This window comes from Streptomyces sp. NPDC054813, from assembly GCF_053611365.1.
Genome location: NZ_JBSHAF010000013.1, coordinates 82,286 through 101,088, shown reverse-complemented (window position 1 = coordinate 101,088; position 18,803 = coordinate 82,286). Strand labels below are relative to the sequence as shown.

17 protein-coding genes are annotated in these 18,803 nt (G+C 69.5%); all 17 read left to right on the top strand.

Going from position 1 to position 18,803, the window contains the following annotated elements; genetic code table 11:
* The first annotated feature begins 1 nt into the window (after position 1).
* The gene (gene thrB / locus ACWGJB_RS26265; protein ID WP_453382541.1) at positions 2-931 is read left to right on the top strand and encodes a homoserine kinase; all 930 of its coding nucleotides are present in this window, start codon (positions 2-4) and stop codon (positions 929-931) included.
* Positions 932-1,337: 406 nt separating this feature from the next.
* A complete protein-coding gene (gene rho / locus ACWGJB_RS26260) occupies positions 1,338-3,389 on the top strand; it encodes a transcription termination factor Rho (protein WP_453382540.1) in 2,052 nt (683 codons plus the stop codon).
* Between the two features lie 130 nt (positions 3,390-3,519).
* Positions 3,520-5,355, top strand: a complete 1,836-nt coding sequence (locus ACWGJB_RS26255; protein ID WP_453382539.1) for a trypsin-like serine protease — start codon at positions 3,520-3,522, stop codon at positions 5,353-5,355.
* Positions 5,356-5,572: 217 nt separating this feature from the next.
* Positions 5,573-6,706 carry an LCP family protein gene (locus ACWGJB_RS26250; RefSeq protein ID WP_453382538.1) on the top strand — a complete coding sequence of 378 codons (1,134 nt, stop codon included), beginning with the start codon at positions 5,573-5,575 and terminating at the stop codon, positions 6,704-6,706.
* Positions 6,707-7,005: 299 nt separating this feature from the next.
* A complete protein-coding gene (rpmE, locus tag ACWGJB_RS26245; RefSeq protein ID WP_190206740.1) occupies positions 7,006-7,230 on the top strand; it encodes a 50S ribosomal protein L31 in 225 nt (74 codons plus the stop codon).
* Positions 7,231-7,337: 107 nt separating this feature from the next.
* The gene (prfA, locus tag ACWGJB_RS26240) at positions 7,338-8,414 is read left to right on the top strand and encodes a peptide chain release factor 1 (RefSeq protein WP_453382537.1); all 1,077 of its coding nucleotides are present in this window, start codon (positions 7,338-7,340) and stop codon (positions 8,412-8,414) included.
* A gap of 35 nt (positions 8,415-8,449) precedes the next feature.
* Positions 8,450-9,295, top strand: coding sequence for a peptide chain release factor N(5)-glutamine methyltransferase (prmC, locus tag ACWGJB_RS26235; RefSeq protein ID WP_360477373.1), 846 nt, complete (start codon positions 8,450-8,452; stop codon positions 9,293-9,295).
* A gap of 88 nt (positions 9,296-9,383) precedes the next feature.
* Positions 9,384-10,031: an L-threonylcarbamoyladenylate synthase gene (locus tag ACWGJB_RS26230; RefSeq protein WP_450767267.1), complete on the top strand. Its 648-nt coding sequence runs from the start codon at positions 9,384-9,386 to the stop codon at positions 10,029-10,031.
* Complete coding sequence (locus tag ACWGJB_RS26225) at positions 10,028-10,711, top strand: arsenate reductase/protein-tyrosine-phosphatase family protein (protein ID WP_453382536.1); 684 nt, start codon at positions 10,028-10,030, stop codon at positions 10,709-10,711. The genes ACWGJB_RS26230 and ACWGJB_RS26225 overlap by 4 nt, the downstream gene beginning before the upstream one ends.
* 84 nt (positions 10,712-10,795) lie before the next feature.
* Positions 10,796-12,064 (top strand): serine hydroxymethyltransferase, encoded by a 1,269-nt coding sequence (locus ACWGJB_RS26220; protein WP_453382535.1) that lies wholly within the window; start codon positions 10,796-10,798, stop codon positions 12,062-12,064.
* 124 nt (positions 12,065-12,188) lie between these two features.
* Positions 12,189-13,553, top strand: coding sequence for an MraY family glycosyltransferase (locus tag ACWGJB_RS26215; RefSeq protein ID WP_453382534.1), 1,365 nt, complete (start codon positions 12,189-12,191; stop codon positions 13,551-13,553).
* A gap of 324 nt (positions 13,554-13,877) precedes the next feature.
* On the top strand, positions 13,878-14,291 hold the full coding sequence (locus ACWGJB_RS26210; protein WP_453382533.1) for a hypothetical protein: 414 nt from the start codon (positions 13,878-13,880) through the stop codon (positions 14,289-14,291).
* 225 nt (positions 14,292-14,516) lie between these two features.
* The gene (atpB, locus tag ACWGJB_RS26205) at positions 14,517-15,350 is read left to right on the top strand and encodes a F0F1 ATP synthase subunit A (RefSeq protein ID WP_453382532.1); all 834 of its coding nucleotides are present in this window, start codon (positions 14,517-14,519) and stop codon (positions 15,348-15,350) included.
* A gap of 73 nt (positions 15,351-15,423) precedes the next feature.
* Positions 15,424-15,672, top strand: a complete 249-nt coding sequence (locus ACWGJB_RS26200) for an ATP synthase subunit c family protein (RefSeq protein ID WP_067003022.1) — start codon at positions 15,424-15,426, stop codon at positions 15,670-15,672.
* A 37-nt stretch (positions 15,673-15,709) separates the two neighbouring features.
* On the top strand, positions 15,710-16,255 hold the full coding sequence (locus ACWGJB_RS26195; protein ID WP_351936896.1) for a F0F1 ATP synthase subunit B: 546 nt from the start codon (positions 15,710-15,712) through the stop codon (positions 16,253-16,255).
* The gene (locus ACWGJB_RS26190) at positions 16,252-17,067 is read left to right on the top strand and encodes a F0F1 ATP synthase subunit delta (RefSeq protein WP_453382531.1); all 816 of its coding nucleotides are present in this window, start codon (positions 16,252-16,254) and stop codon (positions 17,065-17,067) included. Before ACWGJB_RS26195 ends, ACWGJB_RS26190 begins: the two co-directional genes overlap by 4 nt.
* Before the next feature lie 133 nt (positions 17,068-17,200).
* Positions 17,201-18,790, top strand: a complete 1,590-nt coding sequence (gene atpA / locus ACWGJB_RS26185) for a F0F1 ATP synthase subunit alpha (protein ID WP_360477400.1) — start codon at positions 17,201-17,203, stop codon at positions 18,788-18,790.
* Positions 18,791-18,803 lie beyond the last annotated feature (13 nt).

The following is an 18,803-nucleotide window of genomic DNA, read 5'->3' as shown; positions in this document are numbered from 1 at the left end:
GATGGCCGGTCCAGCGTTCCGCGCCGCCGCCGTCCGGGTGCGCACCCCCGCCACCAGCGCCAACCTCGGTCCGGGCTTCGATGCCCTGGGCCTCGCACTGGGGCTCTACGACGATGTCGTCGTACGGGTTGCCGACTCCGGGCTGCACATCGACATCGCGGGTGAGGGCAGCGAGACGCTGCCGCGTGACGAGAGCCACCTCCTCGTACGCTCCCTGCGCACCGCCTTCGACCTGCTGGGCGGACAGCCCCGCGGCCTGGAGATCGTGTGCGCCAACCGCATCCCGCACGGCCGCGGACTGGGCTCCTCCTCCGCCGCCATCTGCGCCGGCATCGTCGCCGCGCGTGCCGTGACCATAGGCGGCGAGGCCAGGCTCGACGACGCCGCGCTCCTCGAACTGGCCACCGAGATCGAGGGCCACCCCGACAACGTCGCAGCGTGTCTGCTGGGCGGCTTCACGCTCTCCTGGATGGAGTCCGGCGCCGCCCGGGCGATCAGGATGGAGCCCGCCGATTCCATCGTTCCGGTGGTTTTCGTGCCCGGGAAGCCGGTCCTGACGGAGACCGCGCGCGGACTGCTCCCGCGCACCGTGCCGCACGTCGACGCCGCCGCCAACGCGGGCCGTGCCGCCCTGCTCGTCGAGGCCCTCACCAGGCGCCCCGAGCTGCTGCTGCCCGCCACCGAGGACCGTCTGCACCAGGAGTACCGCGCCCCGGCCATGCCGGAGAGCGCGGCGCTGGTGGAGCGGCTGCGCGCGGACGGGATCCCGGCCGTGATCTCCGGCGCCGGACCGACCGTGATGGCGCTGGCCGACGCCGCGAGCGCCGACAAGATCGAAGCCCTGGCCGGCTCGGACTGGGCGGCCAACCGGCTGAACCTCGACGTCCAGGGAGTGAGCGTGCTGCCGCTTGCGCCCACCAGTGACATTTAACTGCGCACGGTTGCCGGATTTGGAGAGGGGGAATGTTTGTTGGATCCGGTAGTGTTAACCTCAAGTCTGCACCCGACCCCACCATGGCGAGGTGCTTCACGTCCCCGTCCGGGACAGACATTCTTCCGGGAGTCTCCCAAGCCACTCAGCGTTCCGTATGCCGTACCTGGGCAGTACGTCGTACGCGGGCACTGAGCGGGCCGCTGGGCACGCTCCGGAATTGGTGCTACCACGCCACGTGACACCGGGTGCCACGGCTGAGGAAGCGCCGTCACCAGAAATTCTCTCTCCGCCGCTTTGGCGGACCACCGCCCCGGCACGGTCCACACAGCAAGGACCGCAGCCGGACAGCACAACCGGTCGCCGAGCCAGACAGGCCGACGTCCGCTCCAGGGAAGGACCCTTCGTGAGCGACACCACCGATCTGATGGGCGCACGTGTCGAGGAGACCGCTGCCGCGCCCGCCACGGACGCCTCCGCGCCTGCCACTGGTGCCGGCTCCCGGCGACGCCGTGGTACCGGCCTTGAGGGCATGGTGCTGGCCGAGCTTCAGCAGGTCGCATCCGGCCTCGGTATCAGGGGCACGGCGCGGATGCGCAAGAGCCAGCTGATCGAGGTCATCAAGGAGGCGCAGGCCGGTGGGGGCTCCGCCCCCAAGGCCGCCGAGAGCGCCACCGAGACCAAGCCGAAGCGCCGGGCCACCTCCAAGGCCCGTACGGGCGACGAGGTCGCCGAGAAGAAGGCGGAGCAGGCCGCCAAGGCCCCCGCCGAGCAGGCCGTGGCCCAGCAGCAGATCGAGATCCCCGGCCAGCCCGCCGGCGGCACCCGCGCGGGCGACGCCGAGCGTGGCGGAGATGACGCACCGGCCGAGCGCCGCCGTCGCCGGGCCACCGCCGAGGCCGGCAGCCCCACCGCGAGCGGCGCCGAGACCGTCGTCGCCGAGGCGAAGAGCGAGCCGAAGGCCGAGACCCCCGCCGCGCAGCCGCAGGGCGACGCCGACGGCGACGGCCGCGGTCGCCGTGACCGCCGTGAGCGCGGTCGGGACCGTGACCGGCGCGGCAAGGGCGACGAGCAGCAGGGCGGCGGCCAGGGCGGCCGTCAGGACCGTCAGGACCGGGACCGCCAGGACCGTCAGGACCGGGACCGTCAGCAGCAGCCGCAGCAGCAGGGCGGCGGCCGGCAGGACCGCAACGCCGGCCCGCAGGACGACGACGACTTCGACGGCGGCCGCCGTGGCCGTCGGGGCCGCTACCGGGACCGTCGGGGCCGTCGGGGCCGCGACGAGATCGGTGGTGCCGAGCCGCAGCTGACCGACGACGACGTCCTGATCCCCGTCGCGGGCATCCTGGACATCCTCGACAACTACGCGTTCATCCGGACCTCCGGTTACCTGCCGGGCCCGAACGACGTGTACGTCTCCCTCGCCCAGGTCCGCAAGAGCGGTCTGCGCAAGGGTGACCACGTCACCGGTGCGGTCCGCCAGCCCAAGGAGGGCGAGCGCCGCGAGAAGTTCAACGCGCTCGTGCGCCTGGACTCCGTCAACGGCATGGCGCCCGAACAGGGCCGTGGCCGCCCGGAGTTCAACAAGCTGACGCCGCTGTACCCGCAGGACCGGCTCCGTCTGGAGACCGACCCGGGCGTGCTGACCACCCGCATCATCGACCTCGTCGCGCCGATCGGTAAGGGCCAGCGCGGTCTGATCGTGGCCCCGCCGAAGACCGGCAAGACCATGATCATGCAGGCGATCGCCAACGCGATCACGCACAACAACCCCGAGTGCCACCTGATGGTCGTCCTCGTCGACGAGCGTCCGGAAGAGGTCACCGACATGCAGCGGTCGGTGAAGGGCGAGGTCATCTCCTCGACCTTCGACCGCCCGGCCGAGGACCACACCACGGTCGCCGAGCTCGCCATCGAGCGCGCCAAGCGTCTGGTGGAGTTGGGCCACGACGTCGTCGTGCTGCTCGACTCGATCACGCGTCTGGGCCGTGCGTACAACCTGGCCGCGCCGGCCTCCGGCCGCATCCTGTCCGGTGGTGTCGACTCGACCGCCCTGTACCCGCCGAAGCGCTTCTTCGGTGCGGCCCGCAACATCGAGGACGGCGGATCTCTCACGATCCTCGCCACCGCCCTTGTGGACACCGGGTCCCGCATGGACGAGGTGATCTTCGAGGAGTTCAAGGGCACCGGCAACGCGGAGCTCAAGCTCGACCGGAAGCTCGCCGACAAGCGCATCTTCCCGGCGGTGGACGTCGACGCGTCCGGCACCCGTAAGGAAGAGATCCTGCTCGCTCCGGACGAGCTCGCCATCGTCTGGAAGCTGCGCCGGGTGCTGCACGCCCTCGACCAGCAGCAGGCGGTCGAGCTGCTGCTCGACAAGATGAAGCAGACGAAGTCGAACGCCGAGTTCCTGATGCAGATTCAGAAGACGACGCCGACGCCGGGCAACGGCGACTGACGACTGCCCTAACCGGAAGCCGTTCCCCCACCTGGGGGGACGGCTTCTGGCGTCTTCCCGGCCGGTGTAGGATCTCGCCCTTCGGTCAATTGACCGAATCTCGAATTCCTGATCCCGAGGGGGGACTTAGGTGGGTACACCCACGTCCGGGAGCGGTCGCCACAGACGTCGGATACGGTTCGCGCTGCCCGTCGCCGCGGCCGCTGTCGCCGCGGCCACCGCCGCCGCACTGATCTCGACCTCCGCCAGCGCGGCCACCCAGCCGACGCCCACGGTCAAGCCGTCCGTCAGCACGACGTCACAGGCCGTCCTGAACAAGCGGATCGCCCGTGCGATCACCGCCGACAGCGGGACGACCACCACGAAGAAGCCGGCCGCCTCGAGCGGTTCGGCCGTCTCGCCGAAGATCATCGGTGGCGGTACGACCACCATCTCCTCGGCGCCGTGGATGGCCCAGCTCTGGTACTACGACGACAAGGGCACCACCAGCACGAGCGACGACGTCGGCTTCTTCTGCGGTGGCTCGGTCATCTCGCCCACGAAGATCCTCACTGCCGCGCACTGCGTCAAGGGCTTCAAGTGGAGCACCACCGACTCCGCGGTCGTCACCGGCACCGCCTCGCTGCCCACGAGCAACGCCGACGGCACCGCCAACCTGCACGGCGGCACCGCCACCGGCGTCCTGCGCCAGTGGAACCACCCGTCGTACACCGTGTCGGCCGACGGCGCCCCCAACAACGACATCGCGGTGCTCACCCTGGCGGCCCCCGTCAAGGCGACCCCGATCCGCATGACGACGAACACCGACACCGCGTCGTACACGGGCACGCCCGCCAAGACCGCCAAGGTCTACGGCTGGGGCCGGACCAGCTCCACCACGCAGGACATCTCCGAGACGCTGAAGACGGCCACGCTGCCGATCGACTCGGACGCCACCTGCACCGCCGCCTACGGCAGCACCGACTTCGTCAAGGGCCACATGGTCTGCGCGGGCGCGCCCGCCACCGGCAGCGACACCGGCACGACGACCACCTGCAACGGCGACTCCGGCGGCCCGCTGGTCGTCGGCGGCCGGATCGTCGGCGTGGTCTCCTGGGGCGTCGAGGACTGCGTCGCCAAGGGCGCCTACGGCGTCTTCACGAAGGTCAGCACCTACGTCGGTGCCGCCTACGCGCAGATCGCCGACACCAACCTGAGCTACACGGACGGCAAGGCCGACCTGTTCGCCCGCAAGTCGTCGTCCCAGGTCGGCTACGAGCTGGACTCCAAGGGCACCTCGCTGGCCGCCCGCCAGTCCTGGGGCGACTGGAGCGGCGTCAACCTCATCCTGCAGGCCGACCTCAACCGGGACGGCTTCCAGGACCTGGTCTACCGGGTGACCTCCACCGGTGACGTCTACTGGGATCACTTCGCGCTGAACAGCGCGCAGACCAGCGGCTCCTGGGTCACGAAGAAGATCTTCACCAACTGGAAGACCCGCAAGGCCACCATCATCCCCGGTGACCTCACCGGCGACTACCTGCCCGACGTGCTCTCCGAGGACTCCGCCGGTGTGCTGTGGCTGTACCCGGGCAAGGGCGACGGCACCTTCGGCTCCCGCGTCCGGATCGGCGGCGGCTGGAGCCAGTACAACCAGCTGCGCGGCGTCGGCGACTTCAACGGCGACGGCAAGGCCGACCTGCTGGCCCGCAAGAGCAGCGGCGGCGACCTCTACCTGTACAAGGGCACCGGCAAGTCCGGCACCGGCCTCTTCTCGGCCCGGGTGAAGGTCCGCTCCGGCTGGACCGGCTTCAACACCCTCGCCACGGTCGGCGACATGACCGGCGACGGCAAGGCCGACCTGGTGGCCCGTACGACCGGCGGCACGCTGTACCTCTACCCGGGCACGGGCAAGGCGACCAGTGAGATCTTCGGCACAAGGAAGTCGCTCGGTACCGGTTTCCAGCAGTACGGCATCTTCGGCTGAAACAGCTGGTGAGCGGGGTTCGCCCCACTTGCCCGACTACACGGTGTGCCCATCGCCCTACGCGGTGGGCACACTGCGTTGTGCAACCCTTTCCCGAGTTTCGCCGTCTGACCAGGCGGAGCGACGATGGTCCGGTACGTGCCGATGATCCGGGTACGCCGGGCCTGACCCTGAAAGCAGGGGGTAACCGACCAGTCGTACGAGAACAGAGGAGCCCATGTCCGCCGAGAGCACGCCGGAGCCCGGCATACCCGAGGCCGGCCCGAAGGCCCCTGACCGCAACGGCAAGGGCCGCCGCCGCAAGCCCCCGGGGCGGGGCCGCAAGGCGCTGCTCGTCACGGCCTGGACCGCGGCCGGAGTCCTCGTTCTCGGCGGCACCGGCCTCGGTTACGTGTACTTCAAGCTCAACGGCAACATCAAGAGCGTCGACATCAACCAGGCGCTGGGCGCCGACCGGCCCACCAAGGTCGACAACGGCTCCCAGAACATCCTGGTGCTCGGCTCGGACACCCGCTCCGGCGTCAACAAGAAGCTCGGCGGCGGCACCGACGACGGCAGCGCCCGGTCCGACACGGCGATGATCGTCCACGTGTACAAGGGCCACAAGAAGGCCGCCGTGGTCTCCGTTCCGCGGGACACCCTGATCCACCGTCCGTCCTGTAAGGACGCGAACGGCGTCACGCACGACGCGGCCACCGACGTGATGTTCAACTCCGCGTACTCGACGGGCGGCGCGACCTGCGCGGTCAAGACGGTCGAGTCCATGACGGGTGTCCGCATGGACCACTACCTGGAGGTCGACTTCTCCGGCTTCCAGAAGCTCATCGACGAGCTGGGCGGGGTCGAGGTCACCACGACCAAGAGCATCGACGACCCGCAGAGCCACCTCCACCTCAAGACCGGCAGGCACACGCTCGACGGCGAGCAGGCGCTCGGCCTGGTCCGCACCCGGCACGGTGTCGGCGACGGCTCCGACCTGGGCCGCATCCAGCTCCAGCAGGCGTTCGTCAAGGCCCTGATCAACCAGGTCAAGCAAGTGGGCGTCTTCACCAGCCCCAAGAAGCTGTACGACCTGGCGGACACCGCGACGAAGACGGTCACCACCGACTCCGACCTGGGCTCGGTGAACTCCCTGATCGACTTCGCGAACGGTCTGAAGTCCATCGGCTCCAAGAACATGCACATGGTCACGATGCCGGTCGAGTACGACCCGGCGAACCCGAACCGGGTGATCGTGGCCGAGGCCAAGGCCAAGCAGGTCTGGACGGCCCTGAAGCACGACAGGCCGATCCCGGCGAGCGCCACGAAGGGCACGGCGACCGGGCAGGCCAAGGGGGTCGTGACGTCGTAGTCCGGCTGCGGGTGCGTCGGGGTTGCTGGCGCAGTCCCCGCGCCCCCAGGTAACTGCGCTGGTCCCACCTAAAGGGGCGCGGGGAACTGCGCGAACGACCCACGACGACCCGCACTCGCGCACGACGAATCTGAGGCACCCCCTTCTGCGCGACCATCCCCCCACCCTTGGGAATACCGGACCGCTCCCCCCGGTTTTGGGCTATGCGCCCAGCCCTGGCAGACTGGTACGTCGGCCCCGGTTCACGCCCCGCAGCCCGCGGTAGCGACCCGGTGCCCTCCCGAAATCTAGGAGACACCTTGAAGCGCGAGATCCACCCCGAGTACGTCGAGACGCAGGTCAGCTGCACCTGTGGCGCGTCGTTCACCACCCGTAGCACCATCCAGTCCGGCACCATCCGGGCTGAGGTCTGCTCCGAGTGCCACCCGTTCTACACGGGCAAGCAGAAGATCCTCGACACCGGTGGCCGTGTGGCCCGCTTCGAGGCCCGCTTCGGCAAGGCTGCCGCCGGCTCCAAGAAGTAGCGAGCCCCATTTCGCCGGTCCACGGCCGTGTCCCTACGGGGGCGCGCCCGGGACCGGCGTTTTTGGTCGCCCGCCTTCCCTTCCGTACGCAGTATCAGGAGCCCAAAATGTTCGAGGCCGTCGAGGAACTCGTCGTCGAGCACGCCGACCTGGAGAAGAAGCTCGCCGACCCGTCGGTCCACGCCGACCAGGCCAACGCGCGCAAGCTGAACAAGCGCTACGCCGAACTCACCCCGATCGTCGGCACCTACCGCTCCTGGAAGCAGACCGGCGACGACATCGAGACCGCGCGTGAACTGGCCGCCGACGACCCCGACTTCGCCGCCGAGGTCAAGGAGCTGGACAAGCAGCGCGACGAGCTGACCGAGAAGCTGCGGCTGCTCCTGGTGCCCCGGGACCCGTCCGACGACAAGGACGTGATCCTGGAGATCAAGGCGGGGGCCGGCGGCGACGAGTCCGCGCTGTTCGCCGGTGACCTGCTGCGGATGTACCTGCGGTACGCCGAGCGCATCGGCTGGAAGACCGAGATCATCGACTCCACCGAGTCCGAACTGGGCGGCTACAAGGACGTCCAGGTCGCGGTGAAGACCAAGGGCGGCAACGGCGCGACCGAGCCCGGGCAGGGCGTCTGGGCGCGGCTGAAGTACGAGGGCGGCGTGCACCGCGTGCAGCGCGTGCCGGCGACCGAGTCGCAGGGCCGTATCCACACGTCGGCGGCGGGTGTGCTGGTGACCCCCGAGGCCGAGGAGGTCGACGTCGAGATCAATCCGAACGACCTCCGGATCGACGTCTACCGGTCTTCGGGACCCGGCGGGCAGTCCGTCAACACCACCGACTCCGCCGTGCGCATCACGCACCTGCCCACCGGAGTCGTCGCCTCCTGCCAGAACGAGAAGAGCCAACTGCAGAACAAGGAGCAGGCCTTGCGTATCCTGCGCTCCAGGCTGCTCGCCGCGGCGCAGGAGGAGGCGGAGAAGGAAGCCGCCGACGCCCGCCGCAGCCAGGTCCGCACCGTCGACCGCTCCGAGAAGATCCGCACGTACAACTTCCCGGAGAATCGCCTCTCGGACCACCGCGTCGGCTTCAAGGCGTACAACTTGGACCAGGTCCTCGACGGAGACCTCGACGCGGTGATCCAGGCCTGCGTCGACGCGGACTCGGCCGCCAAGCTGGCGGCCGCGTAAGCCATGCACGACTGAGTACGACACGGAGGACCAGCGTGAACCTGCTGCTCGCCGAGGTGGCCCAGGCCACCCAGCGGCTGGCCGACGCCGGCGTGCCCTCGCCGCGCAACGACGCGGAGGAGCTCGCCGCGTTCGTGCACGGCGTGAAGCGGGGCGCGCTGCACTCCGTCAAGAACTCCGACTTCGACGCCCGCTACTGGGAGGTCATCGCCCGGCGGGAGCAGCGCGAGCCGCTCCAGCACATCACCGGGCGGGCCTACTTCCGCTACCTCGAACTCCAGGTGGGTCCGGGCGTCTTCGTACCGCGCCCGGAGACCGAGTCCGTGGTCGGCTGGGCCATAGACGCCGTGCGCGCCATGGACGTGGTCGAGCCGTGCATCGTCGACCTGTGCACCGGCTCCGGCGCCATCGCGCTCGCCCTCGCCCAGGAGGTCCCGCGCTCGCGCGTGCACGCCGTGGAGCTGTCCGAGGAGGCGCTCCAGTGGACCCGCAAGAACATGGCGGGCTCCAGGGTCGACCTGCGCCAGGGAGACGCCCTGGACGCCTTCCACGACCTCGACGGCCATGTCGACCTGGTCATCTCCAACCCGCCGTACATCCCGCTCACCGAATGGGAGTACGTCGCCCCCGAGGCCCGCGACTACGACCCGGAGCTGGCCCTGTTCTCCGGCGAGGACGGTCTCGACCTCATCCGGGGCATCGAACGCACCGCGCACCGGCTGCTGCGCCCCGGCGGCGTCGTCGTCATCGAGCACGCCGACACCCAGGGCGGCCAGGTGCCGTGGATCTTCACCGAGGAGCGGGGCTGGGCCGACGCGGCCGACCATCCGGACCTCAACAACCGCCCCCGCTTCGCGACCGCCCGCAAGGCGCTGCCGTGAGCACCCCCCAGACCCATTCCCGGAAGTCCCGGACGCTCCGGAAGTCCCGGAAGTACGTGTACTTCGTGTACGAGGAGGCCCGCTAGACATGGCACGGCGATACGACACCAATGACGCGACCGACCGCGTGACGGGTCTGCGCGAGGCCGCGTCAGCCGTCCGCCGGGGCGAACTGGTGGTCCTGCCCACGGACACGGTGTACGGCATCGGCGCCGACGCGTTCACCGCGGAGGCGGTCTCCGACCTGCTCGACGCCAAGGGCCGGGGCCGCAACATGCCCACCCCGGTGCTGATCGGGTCCCCGAACACGCTGCACGGGCTCGTCACCGACTTCTCCGAGCTGGCCTGGGAGCTGGTCGACGCGTTCTGGCCGGGCGCCCTCACCCTGGTCGCCAAGCACCAGCCGTCCCTGCAGTGGGACCTCGGCGACACCCGGGGCACGGTCGCCGTACGCATGCCCCTGCACCCGGTCGCCATCGAGCTGCTCACCGAGGTCGGCCCGATGGCCGTCTCCTCCGCCAACCTCACCGGCCACCCGTCCCCGGAGACCTGTGACGCCGCGCAGGAGATGCTCGGCGACTCCGTCTCCGTGTACCTCGACGGCGGTCCGACCCCGGGCAACGTGCCCTCGTCGATCGTCGACGTCAGCCGTGAGGTGCCGCTGCTGCTGCGCGCGGGCGCGATCTCGGCCGAGGAACTGCGCAAGGTCGTACCCGACCTCGAGGTGGCGAATTGACAGCCCCTGACGCGGGGCGTGGCATAGGCAACGGGGAGCGGGCATCGGAGATCACGACCACGTTCGTGGGGCTTCCGCGCGACAGCTTCCGCATCCTCCACGTCAGCACCGGCAACGTGTGCCGCTCGCCGATCACCGAGCGGCTGACCCGTCATCTCGTCACGGACCGGCTCGGCACCTTTCTGGGCGGCGGCCTGATCGTGGAGAGCGCGGGCACCTGGGGCCATGAGGGCGCGCCCATGGAGGCCAACGCGGAGGCGGTCCTGGCCGACTTCGGCGCGGACGCGACCGGGTTCGTGGGGCGGGAGCTGCTCGACGACCACGTCATCCGCGCCGACCTGGTGCTGACCGCCACCCGCGACCACCGCGCCCAGGTCATCTCCATGGGCCACTCGGCGGGCCTGCGCACCTTCACGCTGAAGGAGTTCACCCGCCTGGTCCGCGCGATCGACCCGGCGACGCTGCCCCCGCTGCACGAGGGCGTGGTCGTCCGCGCCCGCGCGCTGGTCCGTGCGGCGGCCGCGCTGCGCGGATGGCTGCTGGCCCCCACGGCGGAGGCGGACGAGGTCTACGACCCGTACGGCGCCCCGCTGCCGTTCTTCCGTTCCATCGGCGACGAGATACACGAGGCCCTGGACCCCGTGGTCACGGCGCTGACCGGCGTCCCGGCGCGGATGTAGCCCGAGGCGACGCACACGCCGGGCACCCCACCCACCCCGGGCCTACATTGGATGTACGTCACCGTCGACCGCCCGGAGCCCGTCATGTCGGTCAGCCCTACCCTCGTCGAGGCCGGTCCGCTGCGCCGGCAGGACCCGGAGCTGGCGGAGATCCTGCTGGGGGAGCTGGCCCGGCAGTCGACGTCGTTGCAGCTGATCGCGGCCGAGAACTTCTCCTCCCCGGCCGTGCTGGCCGCCCTCGGCTCGCCGCTCTCCAACAAGTACGCCGAGGGGTACCCGGGCGCCCGGCACCACGGCGGCTGCGAGATCGTCGACGTCGCCGAACGGCTCGCCGTGGACCGCGCCAAGGCGCTGTTCGGCGCCGCGCACGCCAACGTGCAGTCCCACTCCGGCTCGTCCGCCGTGCTGGCCGCCTACGCCGCCCTGCTGCGCCCCGGTGACACCGTTCTCGCCCTCGGCCTGCCCTACGGCGGTCACCTCACGCACGGCTCGCCGGCCAACTTCTCCGGCCGCTGGTTCGACTTCGTCGGGTACGGGGTGGATCCGGAGAGCGGGCTCATCGACCACGACCAGGTGCGGGCGCTGGCCCGCGGCCGCCGGCCCAAGGCGATCGTGTGCGGGTCCATCGCCTATCCCCGGCACATCGACTACGCCTTCTTCCGCGAGGTCGCCGACGAGGTGGGCGCGTATCTGATCGCGGACGCGGCCCATCCGATCGGGCTGGTGGCCGGAGGAGCGGCGCCGAACCCGGTGCCGTACGCCGACGTGGTGTGCGCGACCACACACAAGGTGCTGCGCGGGCCGCGCGGCGGGATGCTCCTGTGCGGTTCGCCCGAGCTGGCCCAGCGCCTGGACCGGGCCGTGTTCCCTTTCACACAGGGCGGCGCGCAGATGCACACCATCGCCGCCAAGGCGGTCGCGTTCGGGGAGGCGGCAACACCGGCGTTCTCCGTGTACGCCCATCAGGTGGTCGCCAATGCGAGGGTGCTCGCGGCCGGGCTCGCCGACCAGGGGCTGCTGGTCACCACGGGCGGCACGGACACCCACCTGATCACCGCCGACCCCGCCCCGCTGGGCGTCGACGGACGTACCGCCCGGGGCCGGCTCGTCGCCGCCGGGATCGTGCTGGACAGCTGTGCCCTGCCGCACGGGGATGCGCGCGGCCTGCGGCTGGGCACCGCCGCCGTGACCACCCAGGGCATGGGAGCGGGGGAGATGACCCGGATCGCGGCCCTGCTGGCGGAGGTGCTGCGCGGTGCGACGGACGTGGGGAGGGTGCGTGACGAGGTGCGCGAGCTCACCGGTAGATTTCCGCCGTATCCCGGTGGAGACGGGGTAGGCGCAGCGTCGTAGAGCCGTTGTACGCCCGCCTTACAGGCACACGTGCAACCATCGTCGCTACCCGGAAGTCCCCATACATATGCGACCGTCGCTAGGGTGTGGGCTGTGATGGCCAGCGAGACCTGTGGGGAAGCCTGTGCGTGAATACCTGCTGACGCTCTGCATCACGGCCGCGGTGACGTATCTGCTGACAGGGCCGGTGCGGAAGTTCGCGATCGTGGCCGGGGCCATGCCGGAGATCCGGGCCCGTGACGTGCACCGGGAGCCCACTCCGCGGCTCGGTGGGATCGCGATGTTCTTCGGGCTGTGCGCGGGTCTGCTGGTCGCCGACCACCTGACCAACCTCAACGAGGTCTTCGAGAAGTCGAACGAGCCGCGGGCACTGCTCTCCGGTGCCGCGCTGATCTGGCTGATCGGCGTGCTCGACGACAAGTTCGAGATCGACGCCCTGATCAAGCTGGGCGGTCAGATGATCGCCGCGGGCGTCATGGTCATGCAGGGGCTGACCATCCTGTGGCTGCCCATCCCGGGCGTCGGCACGGTCGCCCTGACCCCGTGGCAGGGCACCCTGCTGACGGTGGCCCTGGTGGTCATCACCATCAACGCGGTCAACTTCGTCGACGGCCTGGACGGCCTGGCCTCCGGCATGGTGTGCATCGCGGCCGCGGCGTTCTTCATGTACGCGTACCGGATCTGGTACTCGTACGGCATCGAGGCCGCCGCCCCGGCCACGCTGTTCTCGGCGATCCTGATGGGCATGTGCCTGGGCTTCCTGCCGCACAACCTGCATCCGGCGCGGATCTTCATGGGCGACTCCGGCTCGATGCTGATCGGCCTGGTGCTGGCCGCCGGTGCGATCTCGATCACGGGCCAGCTCGACCCGGACGTCATGAACCTGTTCGCCGGGTCCGAGCGCAACGCGGTGCACCAGATGGTGCCGGTCTACATCCCGCTGCTGCTGCCGCTGACCATCATCGCGGTGCCGGCCGCCGACCTGGTGCTGGCGATCGTGCGGCGCACCTGGCGCGGCCAGTCGCCGTTCGCCGCCGACCGCGGGCACCTGCACCACCGGCTCCTGGAGATCGGCCACTCGCACAGCAGGGCCGTGCTGATCATGTACTTCTGGTCGGCGCTGATCGGTTTCGGGGCGCTGGCGTACTCGGTGAACTCCGCGTCCATGTGGATCGTGCTCGGTGTGGTCTTCCTCAGCGCGATCGGCCTGGGGCTGCTTCTGCTGCCGCGGTTCACCCCGCGCGTGCCGGTGTGGGGCCAGCGGTTCGTACCGCCGCGCTACCGGCGCCGCGGGCCCGCCGCGGAGGCCGCCGAGCAGGCGGCCGCAACTGCGCAGACGGCCACCCCCGTCGTGCTGGAGAAGGCCGAGGAACCGTGCGAGGGCCACCACTCTCCGGTGCCCGCCGGCGCGGCCCGGCTCAATGGCGCGACCGCGGTGGGCCCGCGGGCGCGCATCCTGGACCGGCGCACTTCCGAAACCTCCCGCTGACCTCGCGCCGGCCCCGCGTCGACCCTCGCAAGGTAAGAATCTGACTAGAGCATTGCCAAGTCGTGGGGGAACAAAGACCCCTAATACCAGACACAACGGCTCGGTTTTCGCTCAGACGCGCATGTTCACTCTCATGTGTGACAGTGAGCACACCTACCAGGTAAAGACCTCATCAAATAGTTTGTGATACGGTTCACGAGAACCCCGGACAGAGTCGATGGGCCCGACTGCGACGGTCCGTCAGCGTGAGGTCTTCGACCCTCCGACCGGGACTACGCTCGTCCATGACGACACCTGCCCCCCTGTGAAAGCGGAGTTGCCGCCATGCCGTCCAATGACGCCCGGATCCTGGCCCAGGCCGCCGTACCCACGGCCGCCGTCGGCGTGCTCGCTGCCGTCGTCAGCGGAGTCGTCGCGGGCGGCAAGGGGGCGATCGGGGCCGTCGTCGCGACGGTGATCGTGATCCTCTTCATGGGGGTCGGTCTCTATGTTCTGCAGCGCACTGCCAAATCGCTTCCGCAGCTCTTCCAGATGATGGGCCTGATGCTCTACGCGGCCCAGCTCCTGCTGCTGTTCATCTTCATGGCCGCGTTCAAGAACACGACGCTGTTCAATCCCCGGGCCTTCGCCCTCGTGCTCGTGGCCGCCACGCTCACCTGGATCGGCGCCCAGACCCGTGCCCATATGAAGGCCAAGATCCTCTACGTCGAGCCCGACAAGACCGGGCAGTCGTCGTGAGAGGTAGGCCCGGGATAAAGGCGCAGGAGAGATGCTGCTATCGTCCGGTGCCAACTGCGGCATCGCGGGCGCGGGCATCTGAGCTGACGCCTGCTCAATCGCGAGGCGAGATGCCCCCCAGCCGCCCCCACATCCGTAACACCAGTCCCGTGCCGAACCGCGGCCCTGCGCCGCGCCGACACAACGAGGTTGCCGTACCTATGCGCCACGCTGAAGGAGCCCGCGGTGAGTGCTGACCCGATGCAGACGCTCGCTTTCGACACGAGCTGTCACCTGTTCGGAAACGACGGGTGCGGTTTCGACACGGTCGCTCCGGGCCTGCACTCGTTCCTGTTCAAGCCGCTTTGGGGCGGCGCGGACAGCAACGTGTACTTCAACAAGACGATGCTGCTGGCGCTGCTCGGGTCGATCATCGTCGTCGGCTTCTTCTGGGCCGCCTTCGCCAGGCCGAAGGTCGTCCCGGGGAAGCTCCAGATGGTGGCCGAGGCCGGATACGACTTCGTCCGCCGCGGTGTCGTCTACGAGACCATCGGCAAGAAGGAAGGCGAGAAGTACGTCCCGCTCGTCGTCTCGCTCTTCTTCTTCATCTGGATGATGAACCTCTGGTCGATCATCCCGATCGCCCAGTTCCCGGTGACCGCGATCATCTCGTACCCCGCCGCCCTTGCCGCGATCGTCTACATCCTGTGGGTCTCGCTGACCTTCAAGCGGCACGGCTTCGTCGGCGCCTTCAAGAACTTCACCGGCTACGACAAGTCGCTCGGGGCGGTCCTTCCGCTCTCGATGACGATCGAGCTCTTCTCGAACCTGCTCGTGCGGCCCTTCACCCACGCCGTCCGGCTCTTCGCGAACATGTTCGCCGGCCACACCCTGCTGCTGCTCTTCACGGTTGCCAGCTGGTACATGCTCAACGGCGTCGGCATCGCCTACTCCGGTGTCTCGTTCGTGATGGTCCTCGTGATGACCGCCTTCGAGCTCTTCATCCAGGCTGTCCAGGCATACGTCTTCGTACTGCTGACCTGCAGCTTCATCCAGGGCGCGCTCGCCGAGTCCCACTGAGCTCCCTGTCTGTCCATCCATGACATCCGGTGGCCAACCCCCACCGGTCATTGAAAGAGAAGGAAGAACCGGCATGTCCGTTCTGCACGAGACCCTGGCCGCTGTCCAGATCAAGGGCAACCTCGGCTCCATCGGTTACGGCCTCGCCGCGATCGGCCCGGGCGTCGGCGTCGGCATCATCTTCGGTAACGGCACCCAGGCCCTCGCCCGCCAGCCCGAGGCGGCCGGCCTGATCCGCGCCAACCAGATCCTCGGCTTCGCCTTCTGTGAGGCGCTCGCCCTGATCGGTCTGGTCATGCCGTTCGTCTACCCGGCCTCCTGACCCGACCGCAGCGCACGTTTAGACGAAAGGCACTGATATGAGCCCCCTGGTTCAGCTGGCGGCGGAGGAGGCCGAGAACCCCCTCATCCCGCCGATCCCAGAGCTCGTCATCGGCCTCATCGCCTTCGTCATCGTCTTCGGCTTCCTCGCCAAGAAGCTCCTTCCGAACATCAACAAGGTTCTGGAGCAGCGCCGCGAGGCGATCGAGGGCGGTATCGAGAAGGCCGAGGCCGCGCAGACCGAGGCCCAGAGCGTCCTTGAGCAGTACAAGGCGCAGCTGGCCGAGGCCCGGCACGAGGCCGCGCGCCTGCGCCAGGAGGCTCAGGAGCAGGGCGCCACCCTCATCGCCGAGATGCGCGCCGAGGGCCAGCGGCAGCGTGAGGAGATCGTCGCCGCCGGTCACGCCCAGATCGAGGCCGACCGCAAGTCCGCCGCGCAGTCGCTGCGTCAGGACGTGGGTCAGCTGGCCACCGACCTGGCCGGCAAGCTCGTCGGCGAGTCCCTGGAGGACCACGCCCGGCAGAGCCGCGTGATCGACCGCTTCCTCGACGAGCTTGAGGAGAAGGCCGAGGCGGCCCGATGAACGGAGCGAGCCGCGAGGCACTGGCAGCCGCACGTGAGCGTCTCGACGCGCTGACGGACTCGACGTCCGTGGACGCGACGCGGCTCGCGGACGAGCTGGCGGCCGTCACCACGCTGCTCGACCGCGAGGGCGGCCTGCGCCGGGTCCTCACCGACCCGGCGCAGTCCGGCGAGGCCAAGGCCGAGCTGGTCCGGCGCCTGATCGGCGGCCAGGTCGGCGAGTCCACCGCCGACGTGGTGTCCGGCATGGTCCGGTCCCGCTGGTCGCAGTCCCGCGACCTGGTGGACGCGCTGGAGGAGCTGGCGAACACCGCCGAGCTCACGGCCGCGGAGAAGTCGGGCACGCTGGACGACGTCGAGGACGAGCTGTTCCGCTTCGGCCGGATCGTCTCCTCCAGCACCGAGCTGCGCGCCGCGCTCACCGACCGCAAGGCCGGCACCCCGGCCAAGACCGAGCTGCTGCACCGGCTGCTCGGCGGCCGTGCCAAGCCGGTCACCGAGCGTCTGGTCACGCGCCTTGTGACCGCGCCGCGGGGACGTAGCCTGGAAGCGGGCCTGGAGGCCCTCTCCAAGCTCGCCGCGGAGCGCCGCAGCCGCGTCGTCGCCGTCGTCACCTCCGCGGTGCCGCTGAGCGAGCCGCAGAAGCGACGCCTGGGCGCCGCCCTCGCGAAGCTCTACGGCCGCGCGATGCACCTCAACCTCGACGTCGACCCCGAGGTCGTCGGCGGGATCCGGGTGCAGGTCGGTGACGAGGTCATCAACGGTTCCATCGCGGACCGGCTGGAGGACGTGGCCCGCCGCATGGCGAGCTAGCACCTCGGTAGTCGAGAACAAGCAGTACGTACTTACGACGGCCCGGGTTGGGCCGTACATGAAGAATCCTGGGGGTCGCCCCCAGACCCCCCAAGTGAAACTTCGGGCCCAACAAGGAGAGCAGGGAACCCAGATGGCGGAGCTCACGATCCGGCCGGAGGAGATCCGGGACGCGCTGGAGAACTTCGTCCAGTCGTACAAGCCGGACGCGGCCTCGCGCGAGGAGGTCGGTACGGTCACCCTTGCCGGCGACGGCATCGCGAAGGTCGAGGGCCTGCCCTCGGCCATGGCCAACGAACTGCTGAAGTTCGAGGACGGCACCCTCGGCCTCGCGCTCAACCTGGAAGAGCGCGAGATCGGCGCCATCGTCCTCGGTGAGTTCAGCGGCATCGAGGAGGGTCAGCCGGTGCACCGCACCGGTGAGGTCCTCTCCGTCGCGGTGGGCGAGGGCTACCTCGGCCGCGTCGTCGACCCGCTCGGCAACCCGATCGACGGCCTCGGCGAGATCGAGACGTCCGGCCGCCGCGCCCTGGAGCTGCAGGCTCCGGGCGTCATGGCCCGTAAGTCGGTGCACGAGCCGATGGAGACCGGCTACAAGGCCGTCGACGCGATGACCCCGGTCGGCCGCGGCCAGCGCCAGCTGATCATCGGTGACCGTCAGACCGGCAAGACCGCCCTGGCCGTCGACACGATCATCAACCAGCGTGACAACTGGCGCTCGGGCGACCCGAAGAAGCAGGTCCGCTGCGTCTACGTCGCCATCGGTCAGAAGGGTTCGACCATCGCCTCCGTGCGTGGCGCCCTCGAAGAGGCCGGCGCGCTGGAGTACACGACCATCGTCGCCGCCCCGGCGTCCGACCCGGCCGGCTTCAAGTACCTGGCGCCGTACACCGGTTCGGCCATCGGCCAGCACTGGATGTACGACGGCAAGCACGTCCTCATCATCTTCGACGACCTCTCGAAGCAGGCCGACGCCTACCGCGCCGTGTCGCTGCTGCTGCGCCGCCCGCCGGGCCGCGAGGCCTACCCGGGTGACGTCTTCTACCTGCACTCCCGTCTGCTGGAGCGCTGCGCCAAGCTGTCCGACGAGATGGGCGCCGGTTCGATGACCGGTCTGCCGATCGTCGAGACCAAGGCCAACGACGTCTCGGCGTTCATCCCGACCAACGTCATCTCCATCACCGACGGCCAGTGCTTCCTGGAGTCGGACCTGTTCAACGCCGGTCAGCGCCCCGCGCTGAACGTCGGTATCTCCGTCTCCCGAGTCGGTGGTTCCGCGCAGCACAAGGCGATGAAGCAGGTCTCCGGCCGCCTCCGTCTGGACCTCGCCCAGTACCGCGAGCTGGAGGCGTTCGCCGCCTTCGGTTCCGACCTGGACGCCGCGTCGAAGTCGCAGCTGGAGCGCGGTTCCCGACTGGTCGAGCTGCTGAAGCAGGCTCAGTACCAGCCGATGCCGACCGAGGACCAGGTCGTCTCCGTGTGGGCCGGCACCACCGGCAAGATGGACGACGTCCCGGTCTCCGACATCCGCCGCTTCGAGAAGGAGCTCCTGGAGTACCTGCACCGCAAGGAGCAGGGCCTCATGACCTCCATCAAGGAGGGCGGCAAGATGTCGGACGACACCCTCACCGCTGTTGCCGACGCGATCGCCGAGTTCAAGAAGCAGTTCGAGACCTCGGACGGCAAGCTTCTCGGCGAGGACGCCCCGGCCGCGGCCAAGTGACGTAAGGAAGGGA